Origin of the sequence: Salinicola sp. 4072, from assembly GCF_036663415.1 — a bacterium.
GTDB lineage: Bacteria > Pseudomonadota > Gammaproteobacteria > Pseudomonadales > Halomonadaceae > Salinicola > Salinicola salarius_A.
This window is the reverse complement of sequence record NZ_JAXOVV010000016.1, coordinates 40,910-67,809: the sequence shown is the minus strand read 5'-3', so window position 1 is coordinate 67,809 and position 26,900 is coordinate 40,910. Positions and strand designations below refer to the sequence as shown.

The 26,900-nt window shown below is 65.0% G+C and carries 24 protein-coding genes and 1 tRNA gene; 15 read left to right on the top strand and 10 right to left on the bottom strand.

Translation table 11 applies throughout. From position 1 onward, the window contains the following. Positions 1-25: 25 nt before the first annotated feature. The 6 genes from murJ to rplU form a co-directional block, all read right to left on the bottom strand. A complete protein-coding gene (gene murJ / locus R3F72_RS12105; protein ID WP_442978347.1) occupies positions 26-1,648 on the bottom strand; it encodes a murein biosynthesis integral membrane protein MurJ in 1,623 nt (540 codons plus the stop codon). Positions 1,649-1,790: 142 nt separating this feature from the next. Then, positions 1,791-2,057, bottom strand: a complete 267-nt coding sequence (gene rpsT / locus R3F72_RS12100) for a 30S ribosomal protein S20 (RefSeq protein WP_071230757.1) — start codon at positions 2,055-2,057, stop codon at positions 1,791-1,793. A 247-nt stretch (positions 2,058-2,304) separates the two neighbouring features. Then, entirely contained in the window at positions 2,305-3,441 is a 1,137-nt protein-coding gene (gene proB / locus R3F72_RS12095) for a glutamate 5-kinase (protein ID WP_087719787.1), read from the bottom strand. Positions 3,442-3,492: 51 nt separating this feature from the next. After that, positions 3,493-4,689, bottom strand: a complete 1,197-nt coding sequence (gene obgE, locus R3F72_RS12090; RefSeq protein WP_332779751.1) for a GTPase ObgE — start codon at positions 4,687-4,689, stop codon at positions 3,493-3,495. A 109-nt stretch (positions 4,690-4,798) separates the two neighbouring features. Then, positions 4,799-5,056, bottom strand: coding sequence for a 50S ribosomal protein L27 (gene rpmA, locus R3F72_RS12085; RefSeq protein ID WP_071230754.1), 258 nt, complete (start codon positions 5,054-5,056; stop codon positions 4,799-4,801). Positions 5,057-5,088: 32 nt separating this feature from the next. Next, positions 5,089-5,400 carry a 50S ribosomal protein L21 gene (rplU, locus tag R3F72_RS12080; protein WP_071230753.1) on the bottom strand — a complete coding sequence of 104 codons (312 nt, stop codon included), beginning with the start codon at positions 5,398-5,400 and terminating at the stop codon, positions 5,089-5,091. A 295-nt stretch (positions 5,401-5,695) separates the two neighbouring features. On the opposite strand from rplU, the gene ispB reads away from it, so the two are divergent. The 9 genes from ispB to crtB all read left to right on the top strand — a co-directional run bounded on the left by ispB (position 5,696) and on the right by crtB (position 14,675). Further along, positions 5,696-6,688: an octaprenyl diphosphate synthase gene (ispB, locus tag R3F72_RS12075; RefSeq protein ID WP_332779750.1), complete on the top strand. Its 993-nt coding sequence runs from the start codon at positions 5,696-5,698 to the stop codon at positions 6,686-6,688. Between the two features lie 93 nt (positions 6,689-6,781). Beyond that, a tRNA-Pro gene (locus R3F72_RS12070) sits at positions 6,782-6,858 on the top strand. Positions 6,859-7,127: 269 nt separating this feature from the next. After that, positions 7,128-7,475 carry a hypothetical protein gene (locus tag R3F72_RS12065; RefSeq protein ID WP_332779749.1) on the top strand — a complete coding sequence of 116 codons (348 nt, stop codon included), beginning with the start codon at positions 7,128-7,130 and terminating at the stop codon, positions 7,473-7,475. A gap of 297 nt (positions 7,476-7,772) precedes the next feature. Further along, entirely contained in the window at positions 7,773-8,681 is a 909-nt protein-coding gene (locus R3F72_RS12060; RefSeq protein WP_332779748.1) for a polyprenyl synthetase family protein, read from the top strand. A gap of 83 nt (positions 8,682-8,764) precedes the next feature. Then, a complete protein-coding gene (fni, locus tag R3F72_RS12055; RefSeq protein ID WP_332779747.1) occupies positions 8,765-9,808 on the top strand; it encodes a type 2 isopentenyl-diphosphate Delta-isomerase in 1,044 nt (347 codons plus the stop codon). Next, positions 9,805-11,082, top strand: coding sequence for a glycosyltransferase (locus tag R3F72_RS12050; RefSeq protein WP_332779746.1), 1,278 nt, complete (start codon positions 9,805-9,807; stop codon positions 11,080-11,082). Before fni ends, R3F72_RS12050 begins: the two co-directional genes overlap by 4 nt. Beyond that, positions 11,079-12,248 carry a lycopene beta-cyclase CrtY gene (crtY, locus tag R3F72_RS12045; protein WP_332779745.1) on the top strand — a complete coding sequence of 390 codons (1,170 nt, stop codon included), beginning with the start codon at positions 11,079-11,081 and terminating at the stop codon, positions 12,246-12,248. Before R3F72_RS12050 ends, crtY begins: the two co-directional genes overlap by 4 nt. A 19-nt stretch (positions 12,249-12,267) precedes the next feature. Next, positions 12,268-13,752, top strand: coding sequence for a phytoene desaturase (locus R3F72_RS12040; protein WP_332779744.1), 1,485 nt, complete (start codon positions 12,268-12,270; stop codon positions 13,750-13,752). Next, a complete protein-coding gene (gene crtB, locus R3F72_RS12035; protein WP_303853813.1) occupies positions 13,749-14,675 on the top strand; it encodes a 15-cis-phytoene synthase CrtB in 927 nt (308 codons plus the stop codon). The genes R3F72_RS12040 and crtB overlap by 4 nt, the downstream gene beginning before the upstream one ends. Here the strand turns inward: crtB and R3F72_RS12030 are convergent. Together R3F72_RS12030 and R3F72_RS12025 are read right to left on the bottom strand one after the other, a co-directional pair. Next, positions 14,614-15,141, bottom strand: a complete 528-nt coding sequence (locus tag R3F72_RS12030; protein WP_332779743.1) for a sterol desaturase family protein — start codon at positions 15,139-15,141, stop codon at positions 14,614-14,616. The genes crtB and R3F72_RS12030 overlap by 62 nt on opposite strands. A 112-nt stretch (positions 15,142-15,253) precedes the next feature. Then, on the bottom strand, positions 15,254-15,478 hold the full coding sequence (locus R3F72_RS12025; protein WP_087719779.1) for a hypothetical protein: 225 nt from the start codon (positions 15,476-15,478) through the stop codon (positions 15,254-15,256). A gap of 186 nt (positions 15,479-15,664) precedes the next feature. Between R3F72_RS12025 and rapA the strand changes: the two genes are divergently transcribed. Further along, positions 15,665-18,649 carry an RNA polymerase-associated protein RapA gene (gene rapA / locus R3F72_RS12020; RefSeq protein WP_332779742.1) on the top strand — a complete coding sequence of 995 codons (2,985 nt, stop codon included), beginning with the start codon at positions 15,665-15,667 and terminating at the stop codon, positions 18,647-18,649. Between the two features lie 48 nt (positions 18,650-18,697). Here the strand turns inward: rapA and R3F72_RS12015 are convergent, their stop codons facing one another. Continuing rightward, positions 18,698-19,603 carry a TIGR01777 family oxidoreductase gene (locus R3F72_RS12015; RefSeq protein WP_332779741.1) on the bottom strand — a complete coding sequence of 302 codons (906 nt, stop codon included), beginning with the start codon at positions 19,601-19,603 and terminating at the stop codon, positions 18,698-18,700. 142 nt (positions 19,604-19,745) lie between these two features. On the opposite strand from R3F72_RS12015, the gene R3F72_RS12010 reads away from it, so the two are divergent. The 3 genes from R3F72_RS12010 (at position 19,746) to phrB (ending at position 22,956) form a co-directional block, all read left to right on the top strand. Then, positions 19,746-20,117, top strand: a complete 372-nt coding sequence (locus tag R3F72_RS12010; protein WP_332779740.1) for a sirohydrochlorin chelatase — start codon at positions 19,746-19,748, stop codon at positions 20,115-20,117. Between the two features lie 367 nt (positions 20,118-20,484). Beyond that, positions 20,485-21,402: a MerR family transcriptional regulator gene (locus R3F72_RS12005; protein WP_332779739.1), complete on the top strand. Its 918-nt coding sequence runs from the start codon at positions 20,485-20,487 to the stop codon at positions 21,400-21,402. 117 nt (positions 21,403-21,519) lie between these two features. After that, positions 21,520-22,956, top strand: a complete 1,437-nt coding sequence (gene phrB / locus R3F72_RS12000; protein WP_332779738.1) for a deoxyribodipyrimidine photo-lyase — start codon at positions 21,520-21,522, stop codon at positions 22,954-22,956. A gap of 106 nt (positions 22,957-23,062) precedes the next feature. On the opposite strand, the gene R3F72_RS11995 is transcribed toward phrB, so the two are convergent. Then, a complete protein-coding gene (locus tag R3F72_RS11995) occupies positions 23,063-24,898 on the bottom strand; it encodes a putative bifunctional diguanylate cyclase/phosphodiesterase (protein WP_332779737.1) in 1,836 nt (611 codons plus the stop codon). Between the two features lie 234 nt (positions 24,899-25,132). Between R3F72_RS11995 and fabA the strand changes: the two genes are divergently transcribed. Then, on the top strand, positions 25,133-25,648 hold the full coding sequence (gene fabA / locus R3F72_RS11990) for a 3-hydroxyacyl-[acyl-carrier-protein] dehydratase FabA (protein ID WP_303856118.1): 516 nt from the start codon (positions 25,133-25,135) through the stop codon (positions 25,646-25,648). Between the two features lie 13 nt (positions 25,649-25,661). Continuing rightward, on the top strand, positions 25,662-26,879 hold the full coding sequence (gene fabB / locus R3F72_RS11985) for a beta-ketoacyl-ACP synthase I (RefSeq protein ID WP_332779736.1): 1,218 nt from the start codon (positions 25,662-25,664) through the stop codon (positions 26,877-26,879). Positions 26,880-26,900 lie beyond the last annotated feature (21 nt).

The following is a 26,900-nucleotide window of genomic DNA, read 5'->3' as shown; positions in this document are numbered from 1 at the left end:
CGTAATCAAAAGCGGCCTGGACCTCTCAGCCCTGCAGGCGAAAGTCTCTCAACCGGACGCCGCTGAGTGCCAGCCAGCCAAAATAGAGGGCGGCGCCACCGACCACCAGCGCGGCCAGCACCCCGGCCCGGTGCAGCGCGCCCCAGGTGACCCAGGCATGCCAGTCCGGCGAGCACCACCACAAGCCCACGCCCATCACCAGACAACCGCCGACGACCTGCACGGCATAACGGCCCCAGCCGGGCTGGAAACGCAGCACGCCCTGCCGGCGTAGCCCTATTCCCAGCAATCCCGCGTTAAGAAACGCCGACAGTGCGGTGGCCAGCGCCAGGCCGGCGTGAGCCAGCGGCACGATGAGCGCCAGGTTCATGGCCATGTTGGCGAACATCGCCACGATGCCGATCTTGACCGGCGTCTTGGTGTCCTGGCGTGCGAAGTAGCCCGGTGCCAGCACCTTGATCAGCATGAACGCCAACAGCCCCAGTGCATAGGCTCGCAGGCTGCGTGCGGCCATGACCACGTCGTGATCGGTCATCGCCCCGTAGTGGAACAGGCTGACCAGTAGCGGCTCGGCCAGCAGGATCAACGCCAGCGCCGCCGGCAGCCCAATCAGCAGCACCATGCGCAGCGCCCAGTCCAGCATGCGCGCGAAGTGATCCCGGGACTGATCCGCATGACGCTTGGAGAGCGCCGGCAGGATCACGGTGGCAATCGCGATCCCGAACACACCCAGCGGCAGTTCCACCAGGCGATCGGAATAGTAGAGCCAGGACACGCTGCCCGAGACCAGAAACGAGGCCAGCACCGTATCCAGCAGCAGATTGATCTGCGACACGGAGACGCCGAACAGCGCCGGGGTCATCAAGCGCAGAATGCGCCGGACGCCGGGATGCTTGAACCGCGCCCTGGGGCGCGGCATTAGTCCCAGGCGGGCCAGAAACGGCAGCTGGAACAGCAGCTGCGCCGCCCCGGCAATCAGGACGCCCCAGGCCAGTCCCAGCGCCGGGTCACTCATCAACGGGGTCAGCCACAGCGCAGCGCCGATCAGGCAGACATTGAGCAGTACCGGCGTGAACGCCGGTATCGCAAACCGCTCCCAGGTGTTGAGTACGCTGCCGGCGAACGCCGTCAACGAGATCAGCAGCAGGTACGGGAAGGTCAGCCGCAGCATCTCCGCCGTCAGCGCCAGCTTGCCGGGATCGGCCTGGAAGCCCGGCGCGAACAGCCACACGAGCCACGGCGCGGCAGCGATGGCCAGCGCGGTGATCAATGCCAACACGACGCTGAGACTGCCGGAGACCGCATCGAGCAGCTCGCGAACTTCCGCGCGCGTACGCTGCGTGGCGTATTCCGACAGCACCGGCACGAACGCCTGGTTGAACGCCCCTTCGGCGAACAGCCGGCGCATGAAATTGGGGATCTTGAACGCCACGAAGAACGCATCGGCACCGCTGCCGGCACCCAGCAACGCGGCGATCACGACGTCCCGCGCCAGGCCGAGCACGCGCGACAGCAGCGTCATCGTGCTGACCACCATGCCGGAACGCAGCAGCCCACGGCGCGAGACCGGGGTGGCCGTCTCCGCGGCCGCCGCGTCTGCCGGCGTGTCGTCTGGCGTCTTGTCCACAGGGCCGTGCTGTTCGTTCATGACGCGGCGTCACTCGCTCCGGGGGATTCGCACGCTCCGCTACCCATGCGGCGGCCTCGACGCAATGATCTCGATACGAGGACCATGGAAGGCAGCCACAAAAAAACCGGCCGAAGCCGGTTTTTCATCAAGCGCGTCCGGCTCAGGCAGCCAGCGCCTTAATTCGCTTGTTCAAGCGACTCTTGATGCGTGCTGCCTTCTTCTTGGACATGGCGTCCTTGTCGGCGATGCGATCGATGACCGGCTGAGCGGCCTTGAATTCGCTGTTCGCCTGCGCCTGATCGCCAGCCTGGATGGCCTTGATCACGCGCTTGATGTAGGTACGAACCATGGAACGCTGACTAGCGTTGAGCTTGCGGCGGTCTTCCGCCTGACGTGCGCGCTTACGCGCCTGCTTGGTATTCGCCACCGTCGACTCCTTGGAGATGTTGACAGTCAATTCTGTAAGTTAAATCACCCAGGCCAGCCTCGAAACCGCTTCAGGCAACCCTGAATGATTCGGCCGAATGTTCAATGACGCCCGAATTCATCACGCTTTCGGGAGCCATTTCGACTGCCATTTTCGCAGTCTTCAACGGGCCATGTCTGAGAGGATGCGGGATTCTATCACAAGGCCCAAGCACGATACCAGCGCCAACTGGCGCGGCCTGTCGTGCTCAGATAACCACCAGATTGTCCCGATGGATCAGCTCCGGCGCTTCCATATAGCCGAGAATCTCGGCGATGCGCTGGCTGGGCTGCCCCACGAGCCGGGCCGCATCGGCGCTCGAATAGTTGACCAGCCCCTTGGCAACGCGCCCGCCGTGTTCGTCGATGCAGACCACCATGTCGCCGCGCCGAAAGATGCCTTGCACCTGCTTGACACCCACCGGCAGCAGGCTCGACCCCTGGGAGCGCAGGACGTTGACCGCGCCGGCATCCAGCGTCAGCGTGCCACGCACCTGCAACTGGCCGGCAAGCCAGCGCTTGCGTGCAGCCAGCGGTGCGTGGTCGGGATGCAGCAGCGTCCCCAGCGACTCGCCCTCGAGCAGTCGGGTCAGCACCGCCGGCTGGCGCCCGCTGGCGATCGCCGTGACCGCGCCGGAGCGTGCCGCCAGCCGGGCGGCGCGCAGCTTGGTCGCCATGCCGCCGCGACCCAGCACGCCGCCACCGCCGGCAACGGCATCCAGCTTAGGGTCATCGGCCTGGCCTTCGCTGATCAGCCGGGCATCGGGATCGTGACGCGGATCGGCATCGAACAGGCCCTCCTGATCGGTCAGGATCAGCAGCGCATCGGCCTCGAGCAGGTTGGCGACCAGCGCCCCCAGGGTGTCGTTGTCGCCGAAGCGGATCTCGTCGGTGACCACGGTATCGTTCTCGTTGATCACCGGAACCACATCGAGCTGAACCAGGGTGCGTAGCGCGGAACGCGCGTTCAGGTAGCGCTTGCGATTGGAGAGATCGTCGTGGGTCAGCAGCACCTGGGCGCTGCGCAGGCCGTGGCGGGCGAAATGCGTTTCGTAACACTGGGAGAGCCCGCTCTGCCCCACGGCAGCCGCCGCCTGAAGCTCGTGCACGGCGGTCGGCCGCGAATGCCAGCCCAGGCGCACCATGCCCTCGGCGATGGAACCGGACGATACCAGCACGACTTCCACACCCCGGCGGTGCAACTCGGCCATCTGATCGACCCAGCCCCCAATCGCCGCCGCGTCGAGGCCACGGCCATCGTTGGTCAGCAGGGCGCTGCCAATCTTGACCACGACACGCTTCGCGCCCTCGAGTACGCCGCGCCCTGCTCGCTCATCCGTCGCCATCTCATTCTCCGCCCGACTGCCCGCCTGTCATGACCCGAATCACGGTTGCCCTCAACGAACGTACTCCACCTCGACGTCGTGATCGTCGTCATCGTCATCGTCGAACTCCTCGACGACTTCACCACGCTTGACGCGCAGGCGGGTCTGGTGCGCTTCCACCCGCTCCACCGACTCGGTCTCCATGCGCCGACGCATCTCGCGCTCGCGCTCGGCGGCCTCCTCGTCGTCGTTCTCCAGCTGACGCTGCTCGGTCAGCCAGCGATGCGCCGCCTGCACCAGCTCCCCGGTGCCGTCACTGGAGATCGCCGAAATCCGGAACACCGGCCCCTGCCAGCCGAGCCGGGAGACGATGTCCGCCACGCGCGCCTCGCGATCTTCCGCCGGCAGCAGGTCGAGCTTGTTGATCACCAGCCAGCGCGGCAACTCCGCCAGCGTCTGCGAGAACTGCTCCAGCTCCCGGGCGATCGCCTCGACCGCCGCGACGGGATCGGACTCGTCGAACGGCGCCGCATCGACCACGTGCAGCAGCAGCCGCGTGCGCGTCAGGTGCTTGAGAAAGCGCAGCCCCAGTCCGGCGCCATCGGAGGCCCCTTCGATCAGCCCGGGCACGTCCGCCATCACGAAGTGCTCGTGAGTACCGAGCTTGACCACGCCCAGGTTGGGCACCAGCGTGGTGAACGGATAGTTGGCCACTTTCGGCTTGGCGGCGGAGACCGCCCGGATCAGCGTCGACTTGCCGGCATTGGGCAGCCCCAGCAAGCCGACATCGGCCATCACCTTCATTTCCAGGCGCAGCTTGCGCCGTTCGCCTTCGGTGCCCGGCGTGGTTCGTCGCGGCGCGCGGTTGGTCGAGGACTTGAAGTGGATATTGCCGAGCCCCCGGCGCCCACCCTGTGCCACCAGCACCACCTGACCTTCCGCCGTGACATCGGCGATCACCTCGAGGGTATCCTCGTCGATCACCGTCGTGCCCACCGGCACCTTGACGTGCAGGTCGTCGCCGGCCTTGCCGCTCATCTGACGCCCCTGCCCCTGCTGACCGCTCTGCGCCTTGTAGAAGCGCTGGAACTTGAAGTCGATCAGCGTGTTCAGCGACTCGTCGCCGATCAGATAGACATTGCCGCCGTGGCCGCCATCGCCACCGTCAGGGCCACCCTTGGGCACGAACTTTTCACGCCGGAAGCTGAGACAGCCATTGCCGCCTCTGCCGGCTTCGACGGTGATCGAGGTTTCATCGACGAACTGCATGTCACTCTCCCGGCGGCAGGTGCCGCACGCGTGGATGCTGCAAGAATAATACGGCAAAAACAAAAAAGCCCCGCCTGGGCGGGGCTTTTCATACAAGGTTCGTGACGTCTCAGGCGGAGACCACGCTCACGAACTTGCGGTTTCTCGGGCCTTTCTGCTCGAACTTGATGACGCCGTCATTCAGAGCGAACAGCGTGTGGTCCTTGCCGATACCCACACCGGTTCCCGCATGGAACTTGGTGCCGCGCTGGCGAACGATGATGTTACCGGCCGTAGCCTTCTGTCCACCGTACAGCTTGACACCCAGGCGTTTGGATTCGGAATCGCGACCGTTACGCGTACTACCGGCGGCCTTCTTATGAGCCATGGCGAATACCTCTTTCTGGGGGAATGTTCCGCTTAAGCGGAGATTCCAGTGATCTTGACTTCAGTGAACCACTGACGGTGGCCCTGACGCTTCATGTGATGCTTGCGACGACGGAACTTGATGATCTGCACCTTGTCGCCACGACCGTGCGAAACGATCTCGGCAGACACCTTGGCGCCGCCGACCAGCGGAGCGCCGACCTTGATGTCGTCGCCGTCGGCAACCAGCAGAACCTGGTCGAATTCCAGGGTTTCACCGGTCGGCACTTCCAGCTTCTCGAGCTTCAGTGTCTGACCTTCCTGCACGCGGTACTGCTTACCGCCACTCTTGATAACAGCGTACATAAGATTCTCCAAACACTCATCGGGGTTGGCGCTCTTTCATCGACCTGCGGCGAGTGGTGCCCCTTCCGGCAACCATCTGACAGGGAGCATGATGAGTTGGGCGGCGGATTATAACGGCTCACGCCATGCCAGGCAACCTTCTTGCGCGCCCGGCCCGCGCGCGTTCCGGCGGATGGGCAACCGCCGAGCGCCACGTCGGTTGACGCACCTGAGGGGGCCACCTAGCATACCCCCACACGTCGTCTCCCGGCCCGAGAAGCCGAACGACCCCACCCGATTCATTGACAAGCCGACCATGCAATCCAACGCTGCATCCATCCATGCATCGGTGGCTGAGGACTTCGCCGCCGTCAATCGTACGATCCTCGATCAACTGGCGTCGCGAATTCCACTGGTCGAAACCATCGGCCAGTACATCATCGAAAGCGGTGGCAAGCGTCTGCGCCCGCTGCTGGTGCTGCTGGCGGCGCGGGCGCTGGGCTATCCCGGAGACGAGAGCATCCTCGGCGACAAGCACATCACCCTGGCGACGCTGATCGAGTTCATGCACACCTCCACGCTGCTGCATGACGATGTCGTCGATGAGTCGAGCCGGCGCCGTGGCAAGGCCACCGCCAACGACACCTGGGGCAACGCCCCTTCGGTACTGGTCGGCGACTTCCTCTACTCGCGCTCGTTCCAGATGATGGTCGAGGTCGGCTCGATGCGGATCATGCAGGTGCTCTCCGGCGCTACCTGCATCATTGCCGAGGGCGAAGTCCAGCAGCTGACCAACATCGGCAACGCCGATATCGAAGAGTCGGACTACTTCGACACCATCCAGGGCAAGACCGCGATGCTGTTCGAAGCGGCCTCCCATAGCGGCGCCATCCTCGCCGGCGCCGATGCCGAGCAGGAACAGGCACTTCGACTCTACGGCCGTTATCTGGGGCTCGCCTTCCAGCTGATCGACGACCTGCTCGATTACCAGGGCGACGCCGAGACCATGGGCAAGAACGTGGGAGACGATCTTGCCGAAGGCAAACCGACGCTGCCGCTGATCCATGCGATGCGCACGGGGTCGCCCGAACAGGCCGCGCTGATCCGGCAGGCGATTACCGATGGCGGCCTGGAACGCCTGGACGACGTACTCGCCATCGTGCGTGAAACGGGCGCCCTCGAATATACCCAGCAGCGCGCCGAAGAGATGGCGAGCCTGGCCCGCGCACAGCTTGAAATCCTCGCGCCCAGCCCCTATCGCGACAGCATGGAAACGCTGACGCGAGTGGCCGTCGAGCGCGACGTCTAAAAGGGTGCAAGATCAGGGTTGCACCGCGCCTTCGGATGAGTATAATTCACCCCCGTCGAGCTAGCCTGAATGGCAACGGCCCGGCAATGACATCGGAATATAGCTCAGCTTGGTAGAGCGCTGCCTTCGGGAGGCAGAGGTCGTAGGTTCGAATCCTGCTATTCCGACCAAGAATTTCGAAACGCCCGCTCAGGCCCTGCCTGGCGGGCGTTTTGCATTTCAGGGATCATGACGTGGCGGGGTCTACGTGGCGGCGGCGACTCGTGCCGGTCACCTCCCTGATCAACCGGCCACACCTATGATTAATGGCAGCCAGCCGCGGAATCTCTAGAGTAAAAAGCAACGTTACCGTTTTCGGCCGTCTCCACTCGCCTTGGCAAGCGCTTACCGGAGCGCCCCTCGAAAAGCCTCCCGAGAGCTGCCCTTCAGGAGAACCACCATGTCCCTATGGCTTCGCCTCGCCTCCATCGCGGCACTCTGCTGCGTCTTCGCCGTAGCCGCTCACGCGCAAACGCAGGATGAAGAGACGCCACCGCCGCCGTGGTCGGCGAAGGCCGTGGAAGCTTCCCGGGCGCAATGCCGGGCCAACATCACCGCCAGCGGCATCGAAGGCCCCAAGGTCGAACGCTATTGCGAGTGCGTGACGGAAGCGCTGCAGGCACGCTTCAGCGAGGCCGAGGTGCGCAAGATGCAGCGAGAGTACGATCCGAGTGACGAGAACGACAGCCGGCCGCCCGAGCTCGACAAGACGCTCGATCAGTGTTCGGCGGTTCTGGAGTCGCAGTAGGTCCGGCCTGCAACGGCCCCTGCATCCATACACGCCAGGCATGCGTAGATATCGGACGGGCGCTGCTTTCTACCAGACACGGATTACCGGACACGGAGAAGCGCCCCTCTCGGCGGCGACGAGGCGGACTCGGACAGGGTAATGTAGGCTTTACGCACGCTTACCGAAATGCCGCGTTCATGCGTGAGCGCTCATGCAAGAGCTCGCAGCGCCGCCTCACCGCCGGGACAGGGATGTCCGGGCCGATACCGCCCGTATCGACGCGCACCGCAACATGGCGACAGCAGGGAAGTGACCATGACCGCTCACACCGCAGAAAAGACCCCGGCCCCGGACGCGGAGCTGACGCTGCTCAAGGAGACGCTGCAGCGGCGTCTCGAACAGCTCCTGCCCGCCGGCAGTCAACGCGATCTCGTCAGCGCCGCGATGCGCGAAGGCACGCTGACGCCGGGAAAGCGCACCCGGCCGCTGCTGCTGATGCTCACCGCTCGCGACCTGGGTTGCGACGCGCATCACCCGGGCCTGCTCGACCTGGCCTGCGCGGTGGAGATGATTCATGCCGCCTCGTTGATGCTCGACGACATCCCCTGCATGGACAACGCCATGCTGCGACGCGGCCGGCCGACGATCCACCGCCAGTTCGGCGAGCATGTCGCCATTCTCGCCGCCGTGGCGCTGCTCAGTAACGCCTTCGGCGTCGTGGCCTCGGTCGAGGGGCTTTCGAGCGAATCGCGCAACCAGGCGGTTTCCGAGCTTTCCGCTGCCGTGGGTCTGCAGGGATTGGTTCAAGGCCAGTTCCTCGACCTGCACGAAGGCAACCTTCCCCGCGGGGAAGACGACATCGTCGCCGCCAACGAACTCAAGACCAGCATGCTCTTCGGCGCCACGCTCCAGTTGGCCGCCATCGCGGCGGATGCCGCCCCCATGGTGCGGCAACAGCTGCGCTGCTTCGCGCAGGATCTGGGCCAGGCATTCCAGCTGCTCGACGACCTGGCCGACGGTCACGACAACACCGGCAAGGACACCGCCAAGGATCTCGGCAAATCGACGCTCGTGGCGACGCTGGGCGCCGAGGCGGTGCGACAGCGCTTGCGCGACCACCTGCACAATGCCGAAGACCACTTCATCCATGCCTGCGGGCAGCAGGGTTCGACGCGCCGTTTCATGCACGCCTGGTTCGAACGGCAGCTGGCGGATTTCCAATAGTTCCCGTCCCGCTCTCGACCCCACCCGCGCTGTGGAATATCCGCAGTGCCTTACGGCGTATCCCTCAGGGCCATGGAGAATTCATGAAGGACGCGGAACTGCTGCAACGCAAGAACGATCATCTGGATATCGTCCTCGATCCGGAGCGGGCCAGATCTCGAACCCGGGCCGGATTCGAGCGCTTTCGCTTCGAACACTGCGCCCTGCCCGAGCTCGATCTCGATCGCATCGACCTCGGCACCACGCTCTTCGGCAAACCGCTGAAAGCCCCGCTGCTGATCAGCTCCATGACCGGCGGCGCCGAACGCGCGCTGACCATCAATCGCCATCTGGCACAGGCAGCACAGACCCTGGGCCTGGCGATGGGCGTGGGCTCCCAGCGCATCGCCATCGAGAGCGACGCCAATGTGGGGCTCGACCATACCCTGCGCGAGATCGCCCCCGACGTTCCGCTGCTGGCCAATCTCGGCGCCGCCCAGCTCAAGGGGCGGCGCGGGCGCGACTATGCTCGCCGTGCAGTGGAGATGATCGACGCCGACGCCTTGATCGTTCACCTCAACCCGCTTCAGGAGGCGGTCCAGAACGGCGGTGATCGGAACTGGCGCGGCGTGCTCGACGCCATCGAGCAGATCGCCGGCACGCTGGACGTCCCGCTGATCGCCAAGGAAGTCGGCGCCGGGCTGTCCGTCGGCGTGGCTCGCCGACTGATAGATGCCGGCGTGGCGATGCTCGACGTCGCGGGTGCCGGCGGCACCTCCTGGGCGGCGGTCGAGGGCGAACGCGCCGCGGAACCGCACCAGCGCGCCGTGGCGATGGCGTTCGCGGACTGGGGCATTCCCACCGCCGAAGCCGTCCGCGACATTCGCCGGGCCCTGCCGACGACGCCACTGATCGCCTCCGGCGGTATTGCCGATGGCATCGATGCGGCCAAGGCGTTGGCACTGGGCGCCGATCTCGCCGGCCAGGCGGCCGCGACGCTCGCCGGCGCCACCGATTCCAGCGAGGCCGTCATTCGCCATTTTCGCGTCGTCATCGATCAGCTTCGCATCGCCTGCTTCTGCACCGGCAGCGCCGATCTCGCCGCGCTCAAGCGCGCGCCACTCCTCGACCTGGAGGGGCAAGATTGAGTCACTATGCCGTCATCGCGCCCGCCCTCTACAGCCATTTCCAGGCGCTGCAGGCGCTGGCGGGCGTGTTGCTCGATCGCGGCCATCGCGTCACCTTCGTCCACCAGCAGGAAGCCCGCACGCTCGTCCACGACGCTCGCATCGGCTTCGAGCCGGTCGGGTTGCACACGCACCCCGCCGGTAGTCTGGGGCGCAGCCATCGATTGGCTGCGCATCCGACCGGGCTTTCGATACGCCGTCTCATCGCCGACATGGCCGCGACGACCGACATGCTCTGCCGGGAGCTGCCGGACGCGCTCGAACGCCTTGGCGTGGACGGGATCATTGCCGATCAGATGGAGGCGGCCGGCGGCCTCGTTGCCGAGGCGATGGCGCTGCCGTTCGTGTCGGTGGCCTGCGCGCTGCCGATCAATCGCGAGCCGGCGCTGCCGCTGCCGGTGATGCCGTTTCGCTACGCCACCGACGAGCGCGCCCGGCGAATGTATGCGACCAGCGAGGCAATCTACGATCGATTGATGCGTCCTCACGCTCGGGTGATCGCGCATCATGCAAACTCCTTCGGCCTGCGACATCGCACCGGGCTGCATGAATGCCTGTCGCCCCTGGCGCAGATCAGCCAGACACCGGCAACGCTGGACTTCCCCCGCCACGGGCTGCCGGCGAACTTCCATGCCGTCGGCCCGCTGCGCCGGGCGAAAGGCGATACGGAAAAGAGACGAGACGCCTGGCCGATCGACCCCGGACGCCCGTTCGTCTTCGCCTCGCTGGGCACGCTGCAGGGCCATCGCTACGGCCTGTTCAAAACCATCGCCCGTGCCTGTCGCCGTCTCGATGTTCAGTTGGCGATCGCGCACTGCGGCGGTTTGCCTCCTGCCCGGGCGGAGGCGTTGAAAGCCCACGGCGCCACCTTCGTCACCGATTTTGCCGACCAGCGCGCAACGCTGCGCCAGGCCCAGGCAGTGATCACCCACGGCGGCCTGAATACCGTCGTCGATGCGATCGCGACCTCGACCCCGATGCTCGTCATGCCGATCGCCTTCGACCAGCCCGGCGTCGCCGCCAGGCTGGTCTGGCACGGGCTGGGTCAACGGGTTTCCCGCCGGAGCGGCAGCATCCGCCTGGCGCGAGAGCTCGAGACGCTGCTGACGGATGACGCCTGCCGCCGGCGCCTCGACGACGCGGCCATTCCGCTGCGGCAGGCCGACGGCGCCGAGCGGGCGGCCGATATCGTCGAGCTGGCGCTCGGGCCGGTACCGATGAAGGTGGCGTCATGAGCCGACCATGGGATCTCATTCTGGTGGGCGCCGGGCTGGCCAACGGCCTGATCGCATGGCGGCTGAAGCAGCACCAGCCGGACCTCGCGATTCTGATGCTGGAAGCAGGGCCACATGCCGGCGGCAATCACACATGGTCGTTTCACGGCACCGACCTCACGCCGGCCCAACGCGACTGGCTCGCCCCGCTGGTGGCGCACCGCTGGTCCGGCTACGACGTGCGCTTCCCCGAGCTTACGCGAACGCTTCCCGGCGACTATCTCAGCATCACGTCGGAACGCTTCGCCGCGGCCCTGGCGAACACCCTCGGCGACGATCTGCGCACCAACGCCCCGGTCGAGGACGTCTCGCCGTGCAGCGTCACGCTCGCCGACGGTGAACGACTCGAGGCACGCGCCGTGATCGACGGCCGCGGCTATCGCCCTTCCCCGCATCTGACCATCGGTTTCCAAGCCTTCGTCGGCCAGCAGTGGCGGCTCGGCTCGCCACATGGACTCGTCAGGCCGACCCTGATGGATGCCACCGTCGACCAGCAGGGCGGCTATCGCTTCGTCTACACGCTGCCGTTATCACCGACCGAATTGCTGATCGAGGATACCCATTACGTCGACAACGCCAGTCTCGACACCGATCGCGCCCGCGCCAATCTCGTGCGCTACGCCGAGGCTCGGGGCTGGCAACGGCAGGCGCTGGTGCGGGAGGAGCAAGGCAGCCTGCCGATCACACTGGCCGGCGACTTCGAGGCGTTCCGGGCACCGCTGGCGAACCAGCCCGCCAGCGGCCTGCGTGCCGGGCTGTTTCATGCCACCACCGGTTATTCGCTGCCGGCGGCCGCGGCGCTGGCGGATCGCATCGCCGAGCGCATGCCGCTCGAGGCACCGGCGCTGTCCGCGCTGATTCATCGCTTCGCCGATGCGCAGTGGCGCGAGCAGCGCTTCTTTCGCATGCTCAACCGCATGCTGTTCCTCGCCGGCCAACCCGACGAGCGCTTTCGCGTCATGCAGCGTTTCTACGGGCTCGACGCCGGGTTGATCGCGCGCTTCTACGCCGGCCAGTTGAAGCGTGCCGACAAGCTGCGAATTCTCGTCGGCAAACCGCCCGTCCCGGTCGTCGAAGCGGCCCGGGCGGTGCTGAAACGAACGCCGCGCCTGGATGATTTTCGATGAGTCGGCCAAGGGCTTTGCAATGAAGAAAACGATCGTGATCGGCGCCGGCTTCGGCGGCCTGGCGCTTGCCATTCGCCTGCAGGCGGCGGGCATTCCCACGCTGTTGCTGGAGAGCCGCGACAAGCCCGGCGGGCGTGCCTACGTCTACGAAGACGAAGGCTTCACCTTCGATGCCGGCCCCACGGTGATCACCGACCCCAGCGCCATCGAGTCGCTGTTCACGCTCGCCGGCAAATCGCTTTCCGACTACGTGGCGCTGTTGCCTGTCACGCCCTTCTACCGGCTCTGCTGGGAAACGGGCGAAGTGTTCGACTACGACAACGATCAGGCGAAACTGGAAGCGCAGATTCGCCAGCTCAACCCGGGGGACGTGGAAGGCTATCGGCGTTTTCTCGACTATTCCCGCGACGTGTTCCGGGAAGGCTACCTCAAGCTCGGCGCCAAGCCGTTCCTGTCGTTTCGCGACATGCTCAAGGCCGCGCCGCAGCTCACCCGATTGCAGGCATGGCGCAGCGTCTACAGCATGGTGTCGAGCTTCATCGAGGACGAGCATCTGCGCCAGGCGTTCTCGTTCCACTCGCTGCTGGTGGGCGGCAACCCGTTCTCGACCTCGTCGATCTACACCCTGATCCATGCTCTCGAGCGCGAATGGGGCGTGTGGTTTCCACGCGGCGGCACCGGTGCGCTGGTCAGGCTGTTCGAGGACATCGGCGGCGAGCTCATGCTCGATGCCAGGGTCGAACGGCTGGAGACCGAAGGCGATCGCATCAGCGCAGTCACGCTCGCGAATGGCCGTCGGCTCGAGGCGCGGGCGGTGGCCTCCAATGCCGATGTCGTCCACACCTACGAGACGTTGCTCGGCCATCACCCACGCGGCGTGAAGGCCACCGCGAGCCTCAAGCGCAAGCGGATGAGCAATTCGCTGTTCGTGCTCTATTTCGGGCTCGATCACAACCACACCCAGCTGGCGCACCACACCGTCTGCTTCGGGCCACGCTATCGCGAGCTGATCGACGAGATCTTCAACAAGGACGCGCTGGCCGACGATTTCTCGCTCTATCTGCATGCGCCCTGCGTCACCGATCCGTCGCTCGCCCCGCCGGGCTGCGGCGCCTACTATGTGCTGGCGCCGGTCCCGCACCTGGGCACCGCCGATCTCGACTGGGAAATCGAAGGCCCTCGGCTACGCGAGCGGATCTTCGATTATCTGGAAGCGAACTACATGCCGGGCCTGCGCAGTCAGCTGGTGACGCATCGCCACATTACCCCGTTCGATTTCCGCGATACGCTGAATGCCTATCAGGGCTCGGCGTTCTCGGTCGAGCCGATCCTGACCCAGAGCGCCTGGTTCCGGCCTCACAATCGCGACAGCCGAATCGACAATCTCTACCTGGTCGGCGCGGGCACGCATCCTGGCGCGGGGATTCCCGGCGTCATCGGCTCCGCCCAGGCGACGGCCGGGCTGATGATCGAGGATCTGGGCAAGCGAGAGGCGTCAACATGAGCGAGGCGCTGCTCGACCACGCGACCCGCACCATGGCGGTGGGCTCGAAGAGCTTCGCTACCGCTTCGAAACTCTTCGAGCCGCGCACGCGGCGATCCGCGCTGATGCTCTACGCCTGGTGCCGTCACTGCGATGACGTGATCGACGGTCAAACGCTGGGCTTCGAGACGGACGCGGTGAGCCAGGACACGCCGGAGGCGCGACTCGAGCGGCTGCGGGAGTCGACTCGGCTCGCCTACGCCGGCGAGTCCATATCGGACCCGGCCTTTGCCGCGTTTCAGGAAGTCGCGCTGACCCACGAGATTCCCCAGTCGCAGGCGTTCGATCATCTGGAGGGCTACGCCATGGACGTGCGCGGCGAGACCTATCCGCATCTGTCGAACACGCTGCGCTACTGCTATCACGTCGCGGGCGTGGTGGGGCTGATGATGGCGCGCGTCATGGGCGTGCGAGACGAAGCCGTGCTGGACCGCGCCTGCGACCTGGGCCTCGCCTTCCAGCTCACCAACATCGCCAGGGATATCGTCGACGACGCCCGGATCGGGCGCTGCTATCTGCCGCTGGCCTGGCTCGACGAGGTCGGCATACCACTCGATGAGATCACGGCGCCGCGCCACCGCGACCGCCTCGCTGTCCTCGCCGGCCGGCTGATAGCCGTTGCCGAACCCTACTACGACTCGGCGCGGGACGGCCTGCCCGCTCTGCCGCTGCGCTCGGCCTGGGCGATCGCCACGGCGCGGGGCGTCTATCGGCGGATCGGCGTCAAGGTTGCCGGCGCCGGAGAACACGCCTGGGATCGACGTCAGGGCACCGGCAAGGGAGAGAAGATCGGGTTGCTGTTGGCCGGGGCCGGCCAGGCGCTCAGCGCTCGCGGGCGGCGACCCGATCCTCGGCCCGCGCATCTTTGGCAGCGCCCTCGCTAACGGACGATGACTGACGGCGACGCAGCTCGGCCTTCAGCTTGTCCGTCGGCGGTGCATAGAGAAAGCCGAAGGAGAGGCCGCGCTCGCGTTCCTTGACGGCATGATGAAGGCGGTGAGCCTGGTAGAGGCGCTGGAGATAGCCGCGCCGCGGAATGTAGCGAAACGGCCAGCGCTTGTGCACCAGCCCGTCGTGAACGATGAAGTAGAGCATCCCGTAGGCGGTCATGCCGGCACCGATCCACTGCAGCGGCCAGACGCCCTGGGTACCCAGTGCGATGAGCACGATGGCGATGGCGGCGAAGACCACGGCGTAGAGATCGTTCAGCTCGAATCGGTTCTGGTGCGGCTCGTGATGCGAGCGATGCCAGCCCCAGCCAAAGCCGTGCATGACGTAGCGATGGATCAGCGCCGACGCGATCTCCATGCCCGCAACGGTCAATATCAGGATCAGGCTGTTCAGTAGCACGGGCACGCTCCGGGCGCAGGGATAAGGCCAAGCTTAATGCATCCAGGCACGGATGCCATGGGCAGAGCCGGATCGATGGCGGTCGGGACTCGACCGGGATTGACCGGCGGCGTCAATCGTCGTCTTCGCGCTTGCGGCGCTGCTTTCGGTTACGCCGATAACGTCGCACCAGCGCTAGCCAGGCCGCGGTCACCAGCATCAACGCCAGCGTCACGCCCTGCCAGGGTCTGGCACCGTCTCCCATCACCGTCTCCAGCGTGATGATCAGAACGAATCCGATCGCCTGGCTGGCGATCGCGATCCGACGCAGACCGTCTCTTGGCCCTGCTCCCGCCATGATCTCTCCTCGTAAGGTGCTTCGCGCCCGTATCCGAGTCCGCGACGCCCGGACCCACGCCGAGGCAGTGTAACGCCAATGCCGGGACACGCCGAACCGTTCAGTGCTTAAGGCCGCACGCGGTTTACGCTAGAATGCGTCGCCCATTCGATCCGTTCCCCGCAGCGTACACACGACCGAGGCACCATGAGCGATTTCTCTCCCGGCCAGCGTTGGATCAGCGACGGCGAAACCGAGCTTGGGCTCGGCACCATTCTCACCGTCGATGCACGCAGCGTCACCGTGCTGTTCACCGCCAGTCAGGAAACCCGTACCTACAGCGCCCGTCAGGCACCGCTGACCCGCGTGGTGTTCGGCCCCGGTGATCGCATCGACACCGCCGACGGCGACCAGTTGACCGTCGAGCGTATCGAAGAACGCGATGGCTGCGTGATCTACCACGGCCAGACCGATGACGGCGAATCCGTGTCGCTCAGCGAAGCCAGGCTCTCCGACAACATGCGCTTTCATCAGGCCCAGGATCGTCTGCTGACCGGCCAGGTCGACCGCAACGACTGGTTCCAGTTGCGCTATCGCTCGCTGCATCACCACCAGCGCATCGCCCGTAGCCCCGCACTGGGCCTGGCCGGGCCGCGCATCGATCTGATTCCGCACCAGCTCTATATCGCCGACGAAGTCTCCCGGCGCCATGCCCCGCGCGTTCTGCTGGCCGACGAAGTCGGCCTGGGCAAGACCATCGAGGCCGGGCTGATCCTGCATCGCCTGCTGCTGACCGGGCGCGCCAGCCGGGCGCTGATTCTGGTGCCAGCCAGCCTGACCCACCAATGGCTGATCGAATTGCTGCGCCGTTTCTCGCTCTCGGTCACGCTGCTGGACGAAGCCCAGAGCGAAGCGTTCGACGAGGACAACCCCTTCGACAGCGGCCAGTGCATCCTGGCCAGCCAGGAGTGGCTGTTCGCCAACCCGCATCGTCAGCGTCAGGCCGAGAGCGCCGAGTGGGATCTGCTGATCGTCGACGAGGCGCACCATCTCGACTGGACGCCACAGTCAGAAGGCCCCGGCTATGCCTGCATCGAGCGCCTGTCGAAGCATATCGCCGGCCTGCTGCTGCTGACCGCGACACCGGAGCAGATGGGACTGGAGAGCCACTTCGCCCGGTTGCGCCTGCTCGACCCCGACCGCTATCACGATCTCGAACGCTTCCGGGAAGAAGAAGCCGGCTATACCGCCGTGGCCGAAGCGATCGAGGCGCTCGAGCGGCTGCCGGGCGATGCCGCCGACCGCGACCGTCTCGGCGCCATCATCGATGACGGCGACAGCCGCGCGCTGCTCGATACCCTGCTGGACGCCGAAAGCGACGACGCCCAGCGCGACAGTGCCCGCCGCCAGCTGCGCGAACAGCTGCTGGATCGCCACGGCACTGGCCGGGTCATGTTCCGCAACAGCCGCCGTCATGTCGGCGGCTTTCCCGAGCGTCACCTGCACGTGGCCTCGCTGGCAATGCCGGCGGCCTATCACGACCAGTTCGAAGAGCTCGGCCAGGGCAACGATCACTTCGCCGCCCGCCTGACCGCCGCCGATCTGAGCACGCACGACGCCCGCCTCTATCCCGAGGCGGCCTATCGCGCCCTGCACGATGCCGCGATCCAGCATGACACGCCCTGGTGGCGTCTCGATCCCCGCGTCGAGTGGTTGATCGGTCAGCTCGAGACACTGGGCAACCAGCAGAAGGTGCTGGTGATCGCCCACTGGCGCCAGACCGCCGTCGATCTGGCCGAGGCGCTGCGCGTGCGCGCCGGTATCCAGGCGCCGGTCTTCCACGAAGAGATGAGCCTGGTCGAACGCGACCGTGCGGCCGCCGCCTTTGCCGACGACGATGGCGGCTGTCAGGTGCTGATCTGCTCGGAAATCGGCTCCGAAGGGCGCAACTTCCAGTTCTGCCATCATCTGGTGATGTTCGATCTGCCCTGGCATCCCGATCTGCTCGAGCAGCGCATCGGGCGACTCGATCGTATCGGCCAGCTGCACCCGATCGATATCCACGTGCCGGTGATCGAGAAAAGCCCCACCGCGACGCTGCTGCGCTGGTATCACGACGGCCTCGCCGCGTTCGAGGCACCGCACGCGGCGGGCGGCGACGTCCTCGAGGCTTTCGGCGATGCGCTGCGTGAAAGTCTCGATGACGACTATCGCGATGACGGCTCTCTCGACGACGACTCTCTCGATGAAAACAGCGGCCTTGATTCGCTGATCGCAGAGACCCGCACCTTCAACGACGCTCGTCTGGCCGAGCGCGAAGCGGGCCGCAATCGTCTGCTGGAGTGGAACGCCTGCCGCCCCGAGCGGGCGGATGCCGTGATCAGCGCGATCGTGGAGCAGGACAACGACAGCGCCCTGCCCCGCTACGTCGATCAGGCGCTGGACATCTTCGGCGTCGATAGCCGGGATCTCGGCAACGGTCAGATGCATCTCACGCCCGGCTCGCACATGATCGACAGCCTGCCGGGGCTGGCCCAGGGCGACGAGGGGTTCACCGTGACCTACTCGCGCACCCAGGCGCTGGCGCGTGACGATATCCAGCGTCTCTCCTGGGAGCATCCGCTGGTGACCACGGTGATGGAGCGCATTCTCGACTCCAGCCTGGGCAACACCGCCCTCGCCCTGCTCAAGCATCCCAACATTCCCGGCGGCCGGCTGATGCTGGAGCTGATCTTCCGCACGCACTGCCCGGCGCCCAAGCGGCTGCAACTGGGCCGCTTCCTGCCGGATACCGGCATTCGCGTGCTGCTCGACGAGAGCGGCGCCAACCTGTCGGACAAGGTCACCTTCAGCGGGCTCTCCCGCAACCTGCAGCGAGTCAAGAAAGGCGTCGCGCGCGAGCTGCTGAAATCCCGGCATGACGCGTTGCGCGAGCTGCTGAAGAAGGGCGAGCAGGAGGCCCAACGCGAATTGCCGTCGCTGGTCGAACGCGCTCAGCAGGAGATGCGGGAGACGCTAGATCTGGAGCTGTCGCGTCTCAAGGCCCTTGCCGAGCACAACGGCGCTATTCGCGACGACGAGCTGCAGGCCCTGAAAGACGAACGCCGCGCCCTCGATACCGCCATCGAAGGCGCGGCGCTGCGCCTCGACGCGGTGCGCGTGATCGTCACCGTCGACAAGGATGCACGCTAGTTCGCCAGCGCATCGAGGATCCGCGTCCGCGGCAAGCCGCGGGCGCTCTCAATGCGACACGATTGCCGCCAGGGCGTCGTCCAGCGTCGGATAGCGAAAGGTGAAGCCGGCCTCCTGAAAGCGCTTGGGACGCATGCAGGCACCGGTCAGAAGCAGGCGCGACATCTCCCCCAGTCCGAGTTTCAGCAGCGGCGCGGGCACGAACAGCGCCGCCGGCCGATGCAGGTGTCGTCCCAGCGCCCTGGTGAACTCGGCATTGGTCACCGGTTGCGGCGCGGAGCCGTTGAACGGGCCGCTGAGCATGGTTTTCTCGAGCAGAAACTCGATCATGCCGACCAGATCCTCCCGATGAATCCACGGCATGTACTGGCGCCCATCCCCCAGGCGACCGCCCAGCCCCAGCTTGAACGCCGGCATCATCTTGGCCAGGGTGCCGCCGCCAGCATCCAGCACCAGCCCGGTACGCAGACAGGCCACCCTTACCCCGAAAGCTTCGGCCTTGAGCGCCTCCGCCTCCCAGGCCTGGCACAGGCGGTGGGCGAATTCGTCGTGGGGTGGCGTCTCCTCGGTCACGTCACGATCGCCCTGATCGCCGTAGTAGCCCATGGCCGAGCCGGAGACGAGCACTTCCGGCGGCTGTTCCCGCCGCGCCAGCTCCTCGCATAGCGCGACGACGTCGCGTGTCGCGTGGCGGCGCGATTCGACCAGCCGGGTCTTCTGCGGGTCGCTCCAGCGCCGGTCGGCAATCGGTTCCCCGGCCAGATTGACGATGGCCTCTGGTAGAGACGATGCAAAATCCATGGCATCGTCACCGATGCGCACGCTCTGCGGCAACTGCCGGCGAGCCCGTTCCGGGTCGCGAGAGATCACCATGACGTCGTGGCCGGCCGCCAGAGCCCGCTCGACCAGTCGACGTCCGACGAATCCCGTACCGCCCGTGATCAATAGACGCATGATGGATGCTCCGAGTTATACGGATATTGTACAATACGTTGAGTCTGGCCATCCGACGGCGAGCCGTCCCAGCGCGTACTTTTCATGGTCGCGTGACAACTCGACTTCGCCCCCGGCATTCAACCCCTTTTCAGGGAGCAGCATGACACAGTCCGCCATGATTCTGCTGGCCCACGGTTCCAGCGATGCTCGCTGGCGTGCCCCGTTCGAAACGCTGGAGCAGAACCTGCAGCCTAGCGTCGGCAAGCCCGTCGTTCTCGCCTTCATGGAGTTGAGCGAGCCTTCACTCGAGCCCCGGGTGGCCGAACTGGCAGCGCGTGGCATCTCGCGGATAGCGATCCTGCCGCCGTTCTTCGCGGCAAGCCGGCACCTGCGGGAAGACGTTCCCGGCCAGCTCGAGGAGATCGCTCGGGAACATCCGGTTTCGCCGCACCTGCTGGATCCCGTCGGCCAGCACCCGGCCTTCGTCGACGCCCTCGCCAGCATTGTCGAATCGCAGGCCCAGGCTCAGTAAGGCTATCCAGATATTGGATGAATTGCGTATTACATGAATTTCGTATTACATGAATTGCATATTACATAAATATTGTACAAATCGCTTGAAAGGTACAATATCTTCACCCATCCTTGAGGTATCGAGACGGTAGTATCCGTCTCGTCACGACTCGTCGAAGTCATCGCTCTCTAGCGATCGTCACCGAACCGAGGTGACGTCCTCAAGGCATCAGGGCACTATCGCAGGTTACACCGGTGCGGATCGCGACAGATGACCGTAACCGACGTCCTGACACTTTCGAAGCCGTAGTGATGACTCGCAGCATTGACATGACCTATCTCATTCGACGAGACGGCGCACGCAGAGACCTCGCAGGAGGACTTGCATGACTTACAAGGCAATGGATTCCAGTGCCGCGCCGCTCTACCCGATTCGTGAAGTATCGCGACTCACTGGAGTCAACTCCGTCACACTGCGCGCCTGGGAGCGCCGCTACGGTCTGATCCGCCCCCAGCGCACGCCAAAAGGTCATCGGCTCTATGGCCGTGACGATATCGAGCGCGTCGAGCGCATTCTGCAGTGGCTCAACCGGGGCGTCCCGGTCAGCCAGGTACGGGAACTTCTGGATCAGCCGGAAGCGGTCGAGACGCCGGCGCCGCAGATGGGAGACTGGGCCAGCCAGCGCCAGCATCTGATCCACGCCGTGGAGTCTCTCGACACTGGCCGGCTGGAAGTGCTGTTCAACCAGAGCCTGTCGCTGTATCCGGTCAGCCTGTGTATCGCGGAACTCTGGCAGCCCGTCATCTCGCAGCTGGAAGAGCGCTGGGGCGACCAGTTCGGCGCCACGCTCCAACGCCGGGTGCTGGAGACTTTCCTGCGTACGCGGATCGGTACCCGGATCTACCACACCAACCAGTTAAGCAATGCGGGGGAGATATTGGTCGCCCGATTGCCGGACGACAGCAGCGGATTCTGGGCGCTGTTGATGGGCCTGGCCGCTTCCGCCGCGGGCTATCGCGTCCAGTTGATCGATGGCGATCTGCCGCTGAGCGAGTTTCCGTTGGCTGTCGAGCGCCTCGGCGCCAAAGCGCTGCTGCTCGCCAGCAGTCACGCCGAACGCAGCGACATCATTCGACGCCAGTTGCCGCGGCTTGCCGAACAGTCCCAGGCACCGGTATGCCTGGTCGGACCCGTCGCTCGTATCCGGGCCAGCGATTTCGAGAACACCTCGGTCGCCGTGCTGGGAGAGGACATGAGCCAAGCGTTGAGCCGGATGCGAGCGACGATCGAAGCCGGCAGTTGAACCGGCCACAGGCATGGACGCACGGCGCGAGCGTCAGGCTCGCCGTGACAGCGCAACAGGGTGAATAGCCCGCGACGCAGGGACGCGTCGCTCAGTCATCGGTAACAGGGACGTGCTATGTCGCCCACGCAACTCGTCTGGTTTCGCAACGACCTGAGAACGCTCGACCACTCCGCGTTGAGCGCAGCCGCCCGCAAGGGCCCGGTGATCGGCATCTATCTCGCCTGTCGTCACCAGTGGCGCCGCCATGACCATGGTGCCAACAAGATCTCGTTTCTGCATCGTGGCGTCATCGCGCTGCAGAAAGCGCTGGCTGAACTCGATATCCCGCTGCTCTACCGTGACATCGAGGACTTCGGCGCGGCGCCCAAGGCACTGCTGGAGGCGGCCAGGCGTTATGAGGCGCAAGCGCTTCATTTCAATCGCGAGTATCCGCTGGATGAGCGGGAGCGTGACGCCAGGGTCTCCGAGGCGTTCGCCCACGAGGGGCTCGCAGTCCATGCCTACACCGACGCCATTGCCTTCGAGCCGGGCGAATTGTTGACGGGTCAGGGCGAGTACTACAAGGTCTTCACCCCGTTCGCCAAAGCCTGGCATCAGCGCGTCGGCGCAGACCAGCTGGCGTTGCGTGAGACACCTCCACGCCAGGCCAGGCTGGAGATTTCCAGCGACCCGATTCCCGAGCTACCTGAGCGGGACCGCTCCGCCGTGGTCTTCTCCGGCTCCGCCAGCGCAGAGGATTCGTCCTGGCCGGCAGGTCAGGAAGCCGCCGCCGACCGGCTGTCCCGCTTCCTGCAGCGGCGGGCGCGCCGTTACAAGGATGATCGCGACTTCCCGGCCATCGCCGGCACCAGCGAACTATCCGCCTACCTTTCGGCCGGGATGATTTCCCACAGACAGTGCCTGCAGGCCGTGATGGCCAACAATGGCGGCCATCTCGGCGATGGCGACGTCGGTCTGACGAGCTGGGTCAACGAGCTGATCTGGCGCGAGTTCTACCAGCACATCGCCGTCGGCTTTCCCCGCGTCTGTCGCCATCGCCCGTTCAAGCTCGAAACCGACAGGTTGAGCTGGCGCCACAGCGACAGGGATTTCGAAGCGTGGTGCGAGGGACGCACCGGCTTCCCGCTCGTCGACGCCGCCATGCGCCAACTGGTCGCGACCGGCTGGATGCACAACCGGCTACGCATGGTGACGGCCATGTTCCTCAGCAAGCATCTGCTGCTCGACTGGCGCCGCGGCGAAGCCTTCTTCATGCAGCAACTGGTGGATGGCGATTTCGCCTCGAACAATGGCGGCTGGCAGTGGGCAGCCTCGACCGGCACCGATGCCGCCCCCTACTTCCGGATATTCAACCCGACCACCCAGTCCCGGCGTTTCGATCCGGATGCCGAATTCATCGCCCGCTGGCTGCCGGAGCTCGCCGGCCTGCCGGCCAAATCCCGCCACCAGCCCAACGCGGAGCAGCGCCGTCAAACGGGCTATCCGCCAGCGATTGTCGAGCATGGACGCGCCAGAGAGCGGGCCCTGGAAGCATTCAAGAATCTGGGTTGATGCTGGCCCGACCCGACTCATGTCCACATGGGTTCACCACGCGATCGGCGCATTTCCCAGATGGGCAAGGCATGCACACTTTCGCGGCACGGCGCGAGCGGCGGCTTCAGGTCTGGGCGCTTTCCACCGCCTCGCGCAGCCGGCTTTCCACCTCGTCGGCCGGCTGGGGGCGAGCATAGAGGTAACCCTGTACGTGGCGGCAGCCTCTGGCCAGCAGGAAGTCCCGCTGCTCGGCGGTTTCCACGCCTTCAGCGATCACATCCATGTGCAATCCCTGCGCCATTGCCAGTACCGCCGAGGTGATCGCGGCGTCGGCATGATCGTGGGGCAACGCCCGGATAAACTCCCGGTCCAGCTTCAGCTTGTCGATTGGTAGACGCTTGAGATACGCCATCGACGAATAGCCCGTCCCGAAATCGTCGATCGCGATCTGCAGACCTTCCTGCCGCAGCGCTTCCAGTCGTGACGAGATATCGCCGGCACGCTCGTCGATCAAGACCGATTCGGTCAATTCTAGACCGAGCAGTTGGGCCGGCACCCGATACTGTGCCAGGGTCGAGATCAGATGGGACTCCAGATCGCCCTGGATCAGTTGCAGCGCCGAGAGATTGACCCAGATGGGCACCACTTCCAGCCCCAGCCCTCGCCAGGTGGCCAGTTGCGCCACGGCCTGGTCGATGACCCAGCCTCCCAGCGCCGGCATCAGGCCATAGCGTTCCGCCAGCGGAATGAACTCGCTCGGCAGGATCAGGCCATGCTCGGGGTGATGCCAGCGCAGCAACGCTTCCATCCCCACCATTTTGCCATCGTCCAGCCGGTGCTGAGTCTGGTAATGGATTTCCAGCTGCGATCCATGGGCCAGTGCCTGGCGTAGTTCGTTGAGAATGGTCAGATGGCGGTCGGTTTCGACCTCCAGGGAAGGGCGAAAGCGTCGATCATGATTGCTGCCGTGGCGTTTGGCGCTGTAAAGCGCGGATTCGAGCCGCTGGAACAGCACGTTGGGGTCGGTGCCATCTTCCGGCGCCCGGCAGCTGCCGATGGTCAACCCCAGTCGCAACGAGCTTTCGTCGATCTCGAAGGGCTCGCTCAAGTGCTGACGCAGGCTGCTCACCCATTTTTCGTGATCGTCGAACGTGGTGGTGCGAATGACCATGAATTCGTCGCCGCCCAGCCGCCCGACGATACCGCCGGCGACCTGGGCAGCCAGACGCTGACCGAAGCGTGACAGCAGGCGGTCTCCATTCTCGACGCCCAGGTTGTCGTTGATCGCCTTGAAGGCATCGATATCGATCAGTGCCAGGTCCAGCCCTTCTCCGGCGCGCAGGTGCTGCAGGCGAGACGCCAGCAGATCGTGCAAGCGTCGCCGATTGGGCAAACCGGTCAGTGGATCCTCGAACCCGATACGACTCAGATCCTGCTCTCGTGCCTTGTGCCGGCTGATATCGGTGAACAGCCCCACATAATGGGAAACCCGGCCCTTGTGATCCTGAAAGGCCTGAACCCGCAGCCATTCAGGATACTGGTCGCCGTACTTGCGCTGGTTCCAGACCTCGCCCTCCCAGCGGCCGGTGCTTTTCAGCGTTTTCCAGTAGAGGTCGTAGAACGCCTTGTCGTGACGCCCCGACGACAGTACGGAGGGATCATGGCCCCGGATTTCCTCCAGCGTGTAGCCGGTGATCTGAGTGAATGCGGGATTGACGGCCACGATACGATTGGCAGTATTGGTAATGATCACGCCATCCTGTGAAAGCTCGAGAGCGTGCTCGCTGAGGCGGCGACGTTGATGTTCGAGCCGGATCTGGCGCCAGCCATCGAGCATGCCGATGATCACCACCGCCAGCGCTGCCAGCCTCAGCCCCAGTATGGGCAGCACGCTGGCGGCAGCCAGAGCCGCCAGGGCCAACCAGACCAGCGGTCGATTCAGCGTAAAGAAAGGCCACATAGATTGTCGTTTGTCGTCGTCATCGTTTGACTGGCGGCTATTGCAGAGCCTCCCATTTCCGTCCGCATCATGCCCCGGGGGCATTCGCCAGGGCAAGCTTCACTCCGATCATTGCGCCATAGGTAGCACAAGACTAGGCTTTGGCTGGCGTGCAATCAGCGCGCGCAGCCATTAGACTGGCCGCGCCTTGCAGACGACGAGGCAAACTCTATTTTCGATTCTCGGAACGATCCAGTGACCAGACAGCACTCTTTCAGCCAAGACGATCTGCTGAAATGCAGCCGGGGGGAACTGTTCGGCCCCGGTAACGCCCAACTGCCCGCTCCCAACATGCTGATGCTCGACCGCATCACGCAGATCAACGAGGAAGGCGGCAAATACCAGAAGGGCGAAATCATCGCCGAGCTGGATATCCATCCGGACCTGTGGTTCTTCCAGTGTCATTTTCCTGGTGACCCGGTGATGCCCGGCTGCCTCGGCCTGGATGCCATGTGGCAGCTGGTCGGCTTCCACCTCGGCTGGCTGGGCAACCCCGGTCGCGGCCGCGCCCTGGGCTGTGGCGAGGTCAAGTTCTCCGGGCAGATCCTGCCAAGCGCGGGCCAGGTTACGTACCATATCGAGATCAAGCGTGTGATCACCCGGCGCCTGGTGCTGGGCATCGCCGATGGCACGCTGTCGGTCGACGGTCAGGCCATCTACGAGGCCAAGGACTTGCGTGTCGGCCTGTTCACCAATACTGAGAAATTCTGAGCGGGAGGCTTCCATGAAACGAGTGGTAGTCACCGGCCTGGGCATCGTTTCCTGCCTGGGCAACGACGCCCAACAGGTGCTCGACTCTCTGCGCCAGGGGCGCTCCGGCATTCGCTTCAAGCCGGAATATGCCGAACTTGGCTTTCGCAGCCAGGTTGCCGGTGTCGTCGATATCGACATCGAATCTCTGGTCGATCGCAAGCAATTGCGCTTCATGGGCGATGCAGCCGCCTACGCCTATATCGCCATGCAGCAGGCGGTCGACGATGCCGGGCTCGAGGCCAGCGACATCTCCAACCCGCGTACCGGCCTGATCGCAGGCTCCGGCGGTGCCTCCAGCGCCAATCAGGTCGAAGCCGCCGACGTGATGCGGGAAAAAGGTCTGCGTCGTGTCGGCCCCTACCGCGTGACGCGCACCATGGGCAGCACGGTTTCGGCCTGCCTGTCGACGCCGTTCAAGATCAAGGGCGTCAACTATTCGATCTCCTCTGCCTGCGCCACCTCGGCCCACTGCATCGGCAGCGCCGTAGAACAGATCCAGATGGGCAAGCAGGACGTGGTCTTCGCCGGTGGCGGCGAGGAAGAACACTGGACGCTGTCCTGTCTGTTCGACGCCATGGGCGCGCTGACCACCCATTACAACGACACGCCGGAAAAGGCCTCGCGCCCCTACGACGTGGATCGTGACGGCTTCATCATCGCCGGCGGTGGCGGCATGCTGGTGATCGAAGAGCTCGAACACGCCAAGGCTCGCGGCGCCAAGATCTATGCCGAGATCACGGGCTACGGCGCGACGTCCGACGGGCACGACATGGTCGCCCCTTCCGGCGAAGGCGCGGCACGCTGCATGCGTCAGGCGCTCGCAGGACTGGAAGGCAAGGTCGACTACATCAATACCCACGGCACCTCGACGCCGGTAGGCGATGTGGCCGAGCTCAAGGCCATCCGTGACGTATTCGGCGACACCACGCCGGCCATGAGTTCGACCAAGTCGCTGACGGGGCACTCGCTGGGCGCGACCGGCGTGCAGGAAGCGATCTACTCGCTGCTGATGATGCAGAACCGGTTCATCTGCGCCTCGGCGAACATCGATACGCTCGACGAGCAGGCCAACGGTTTCGACATCGTTCGCCAGCGTCGCGACGATGTCGACGTCAAGCGCGTGCTGTCCAACAGCTTCGGCTTCGGTGGCACCAACGCCTGTCTGGTACTGGATCGCTTCGAAAGCTGATCGTCTGGCTTCATCGTTACC

Bases quoted from the DNA above. Each gene is read 5' to 3' on its own strand.
- phrB (WP_332779738.1), top strand. From the start codon at position 21,520: ATGTCGCCCACGCAACTCGTCTGGTTTCGCAACGACCTGAGAACGCTC.
- crtB (WP_303853813.1), top strand. From the start codon at position 13,749: ATGAGCGAGGCGCTGCTCGACCACGCGACCCGCACCATGGCGGTGGGC.
- obgE (WP_332779751.1), bottom strand. From the start codon at position 4,689: ATGCAGTTCGTCGATGAAACCTCGATCACCGTCGAAGCCGGCAGAGGC.
- rplU (WP_071230753.1), bottom strand. From the start codon at position 5,400: ATGTACGCTGTTATCAAGAGTGGCGGTAAGCAGTACCGCGTGCAGGAA.
- R3F72_RS12010 (WP_332779740.1), top strand. From the start codon at position 19,746: ATGACACAGTCCGCCATGATTCTGCTGGCCCACGGTTCCAGCGATGCT.
- R3F72_RS12065 (WP_332779749.1), top strand. From the start codon at position 7,128: ATGTCCCTATGGCTTCGCCTCGCCTCCATCGCGGCACTCTGCTGCGTC.
- murJ (WP_442978347.1), bottom strand. From the start codon at position 1,648: ATGAACGAACAGCACGGCCCTGTGGACAAGACGCCAGACGACACGCCG.
- rpmA (WP_071230754.1), bottom strand. From the start codon at position 5,056: ATGGCTCATAAGAAGGCCGCCGGTAGTACGCGTAACGGTCGCGATTCC.
- R3F72_RS12005 (WP_332779739.1), top strand. From the start codon at position 20,485: ATGACTTACAAGGCAATGGATTCCAGTGCCGCGCCGCTCTACCCGATT.
- fni (WP_332779747.1), top strand. From the start codon at position 8,765: ATGAAGGACGCGGAACTGCTGCAACGCAAGAACGATCATCTGGATATC.
- R3F72_RS11995 (WP_332779737.1), bottom strand. From the start codon at position 24,898: ATGTGGCCTTTCTTTACGCTGAATCGACCGCTGGTCTGGTTGGCCCTG.
- R3F72_RS12040 (WP_332779744.1), top strand. From the start codon at position 12,268: ATGAAGAAAACGATCGTGATCGGCGCCGGCTTCGGCGGCCTGGCGCTT.
- R3F72_RS12025 (WP_087719779.1), bottom strand. From the start codon at position 15,478: ATGGCGGGAGCAGGGCCAAGAGACGGTCTGCGTCGGATCGCGATCGCC.
- R3F72_RS12060 (WP_332779748.1), top strand. From the start codon at position 7,773: ATGACCGCTCACACCGCAGAAAAGACCCCGGCCCCGGACGCGGAGCTG.
- proB (WP_087719787.1), bottom strand. From the start codon at position 3,441: ATGGCGACGGATGAGCGAGCAGGGCGCGGCGTACTCGAGGGCGCGAAG.
- R3F72_RS12015 (WP_332779741.1), bottom strand. From the start codon at position 19,603: ATGCGTCTATTGATCACGGGCGGTACGGGATTCGTCGGACGTCGACTG.
- ispB (WP_332779750.1), top strand. From the start codon at position 5,696: ATGCAATCCAACGCTGCATCCATCCATGCATCGGTGGCTGAGGACTTC.
- fabB (WP_332779736.1), top strand. From the start codon at position 25,662: ATGAAACGAGTGGTAGTCACCGGCCTGGGCATCGTTTCCTGCCTGGGC.
- crtY (WP_332779745.1), top strand. From the start codon at position 11,079: ATGAGCCGACCATGGGATCTCATTCTGGTGGGCGCCGGGCTGGCCAAC.
- rapA (WP_332779742.1), top strand. From the start codon at position 15,665: ATGAGCGATTTCTCTCCCGGCCAGCGTTGGATCAGCGACGGCGAAACC.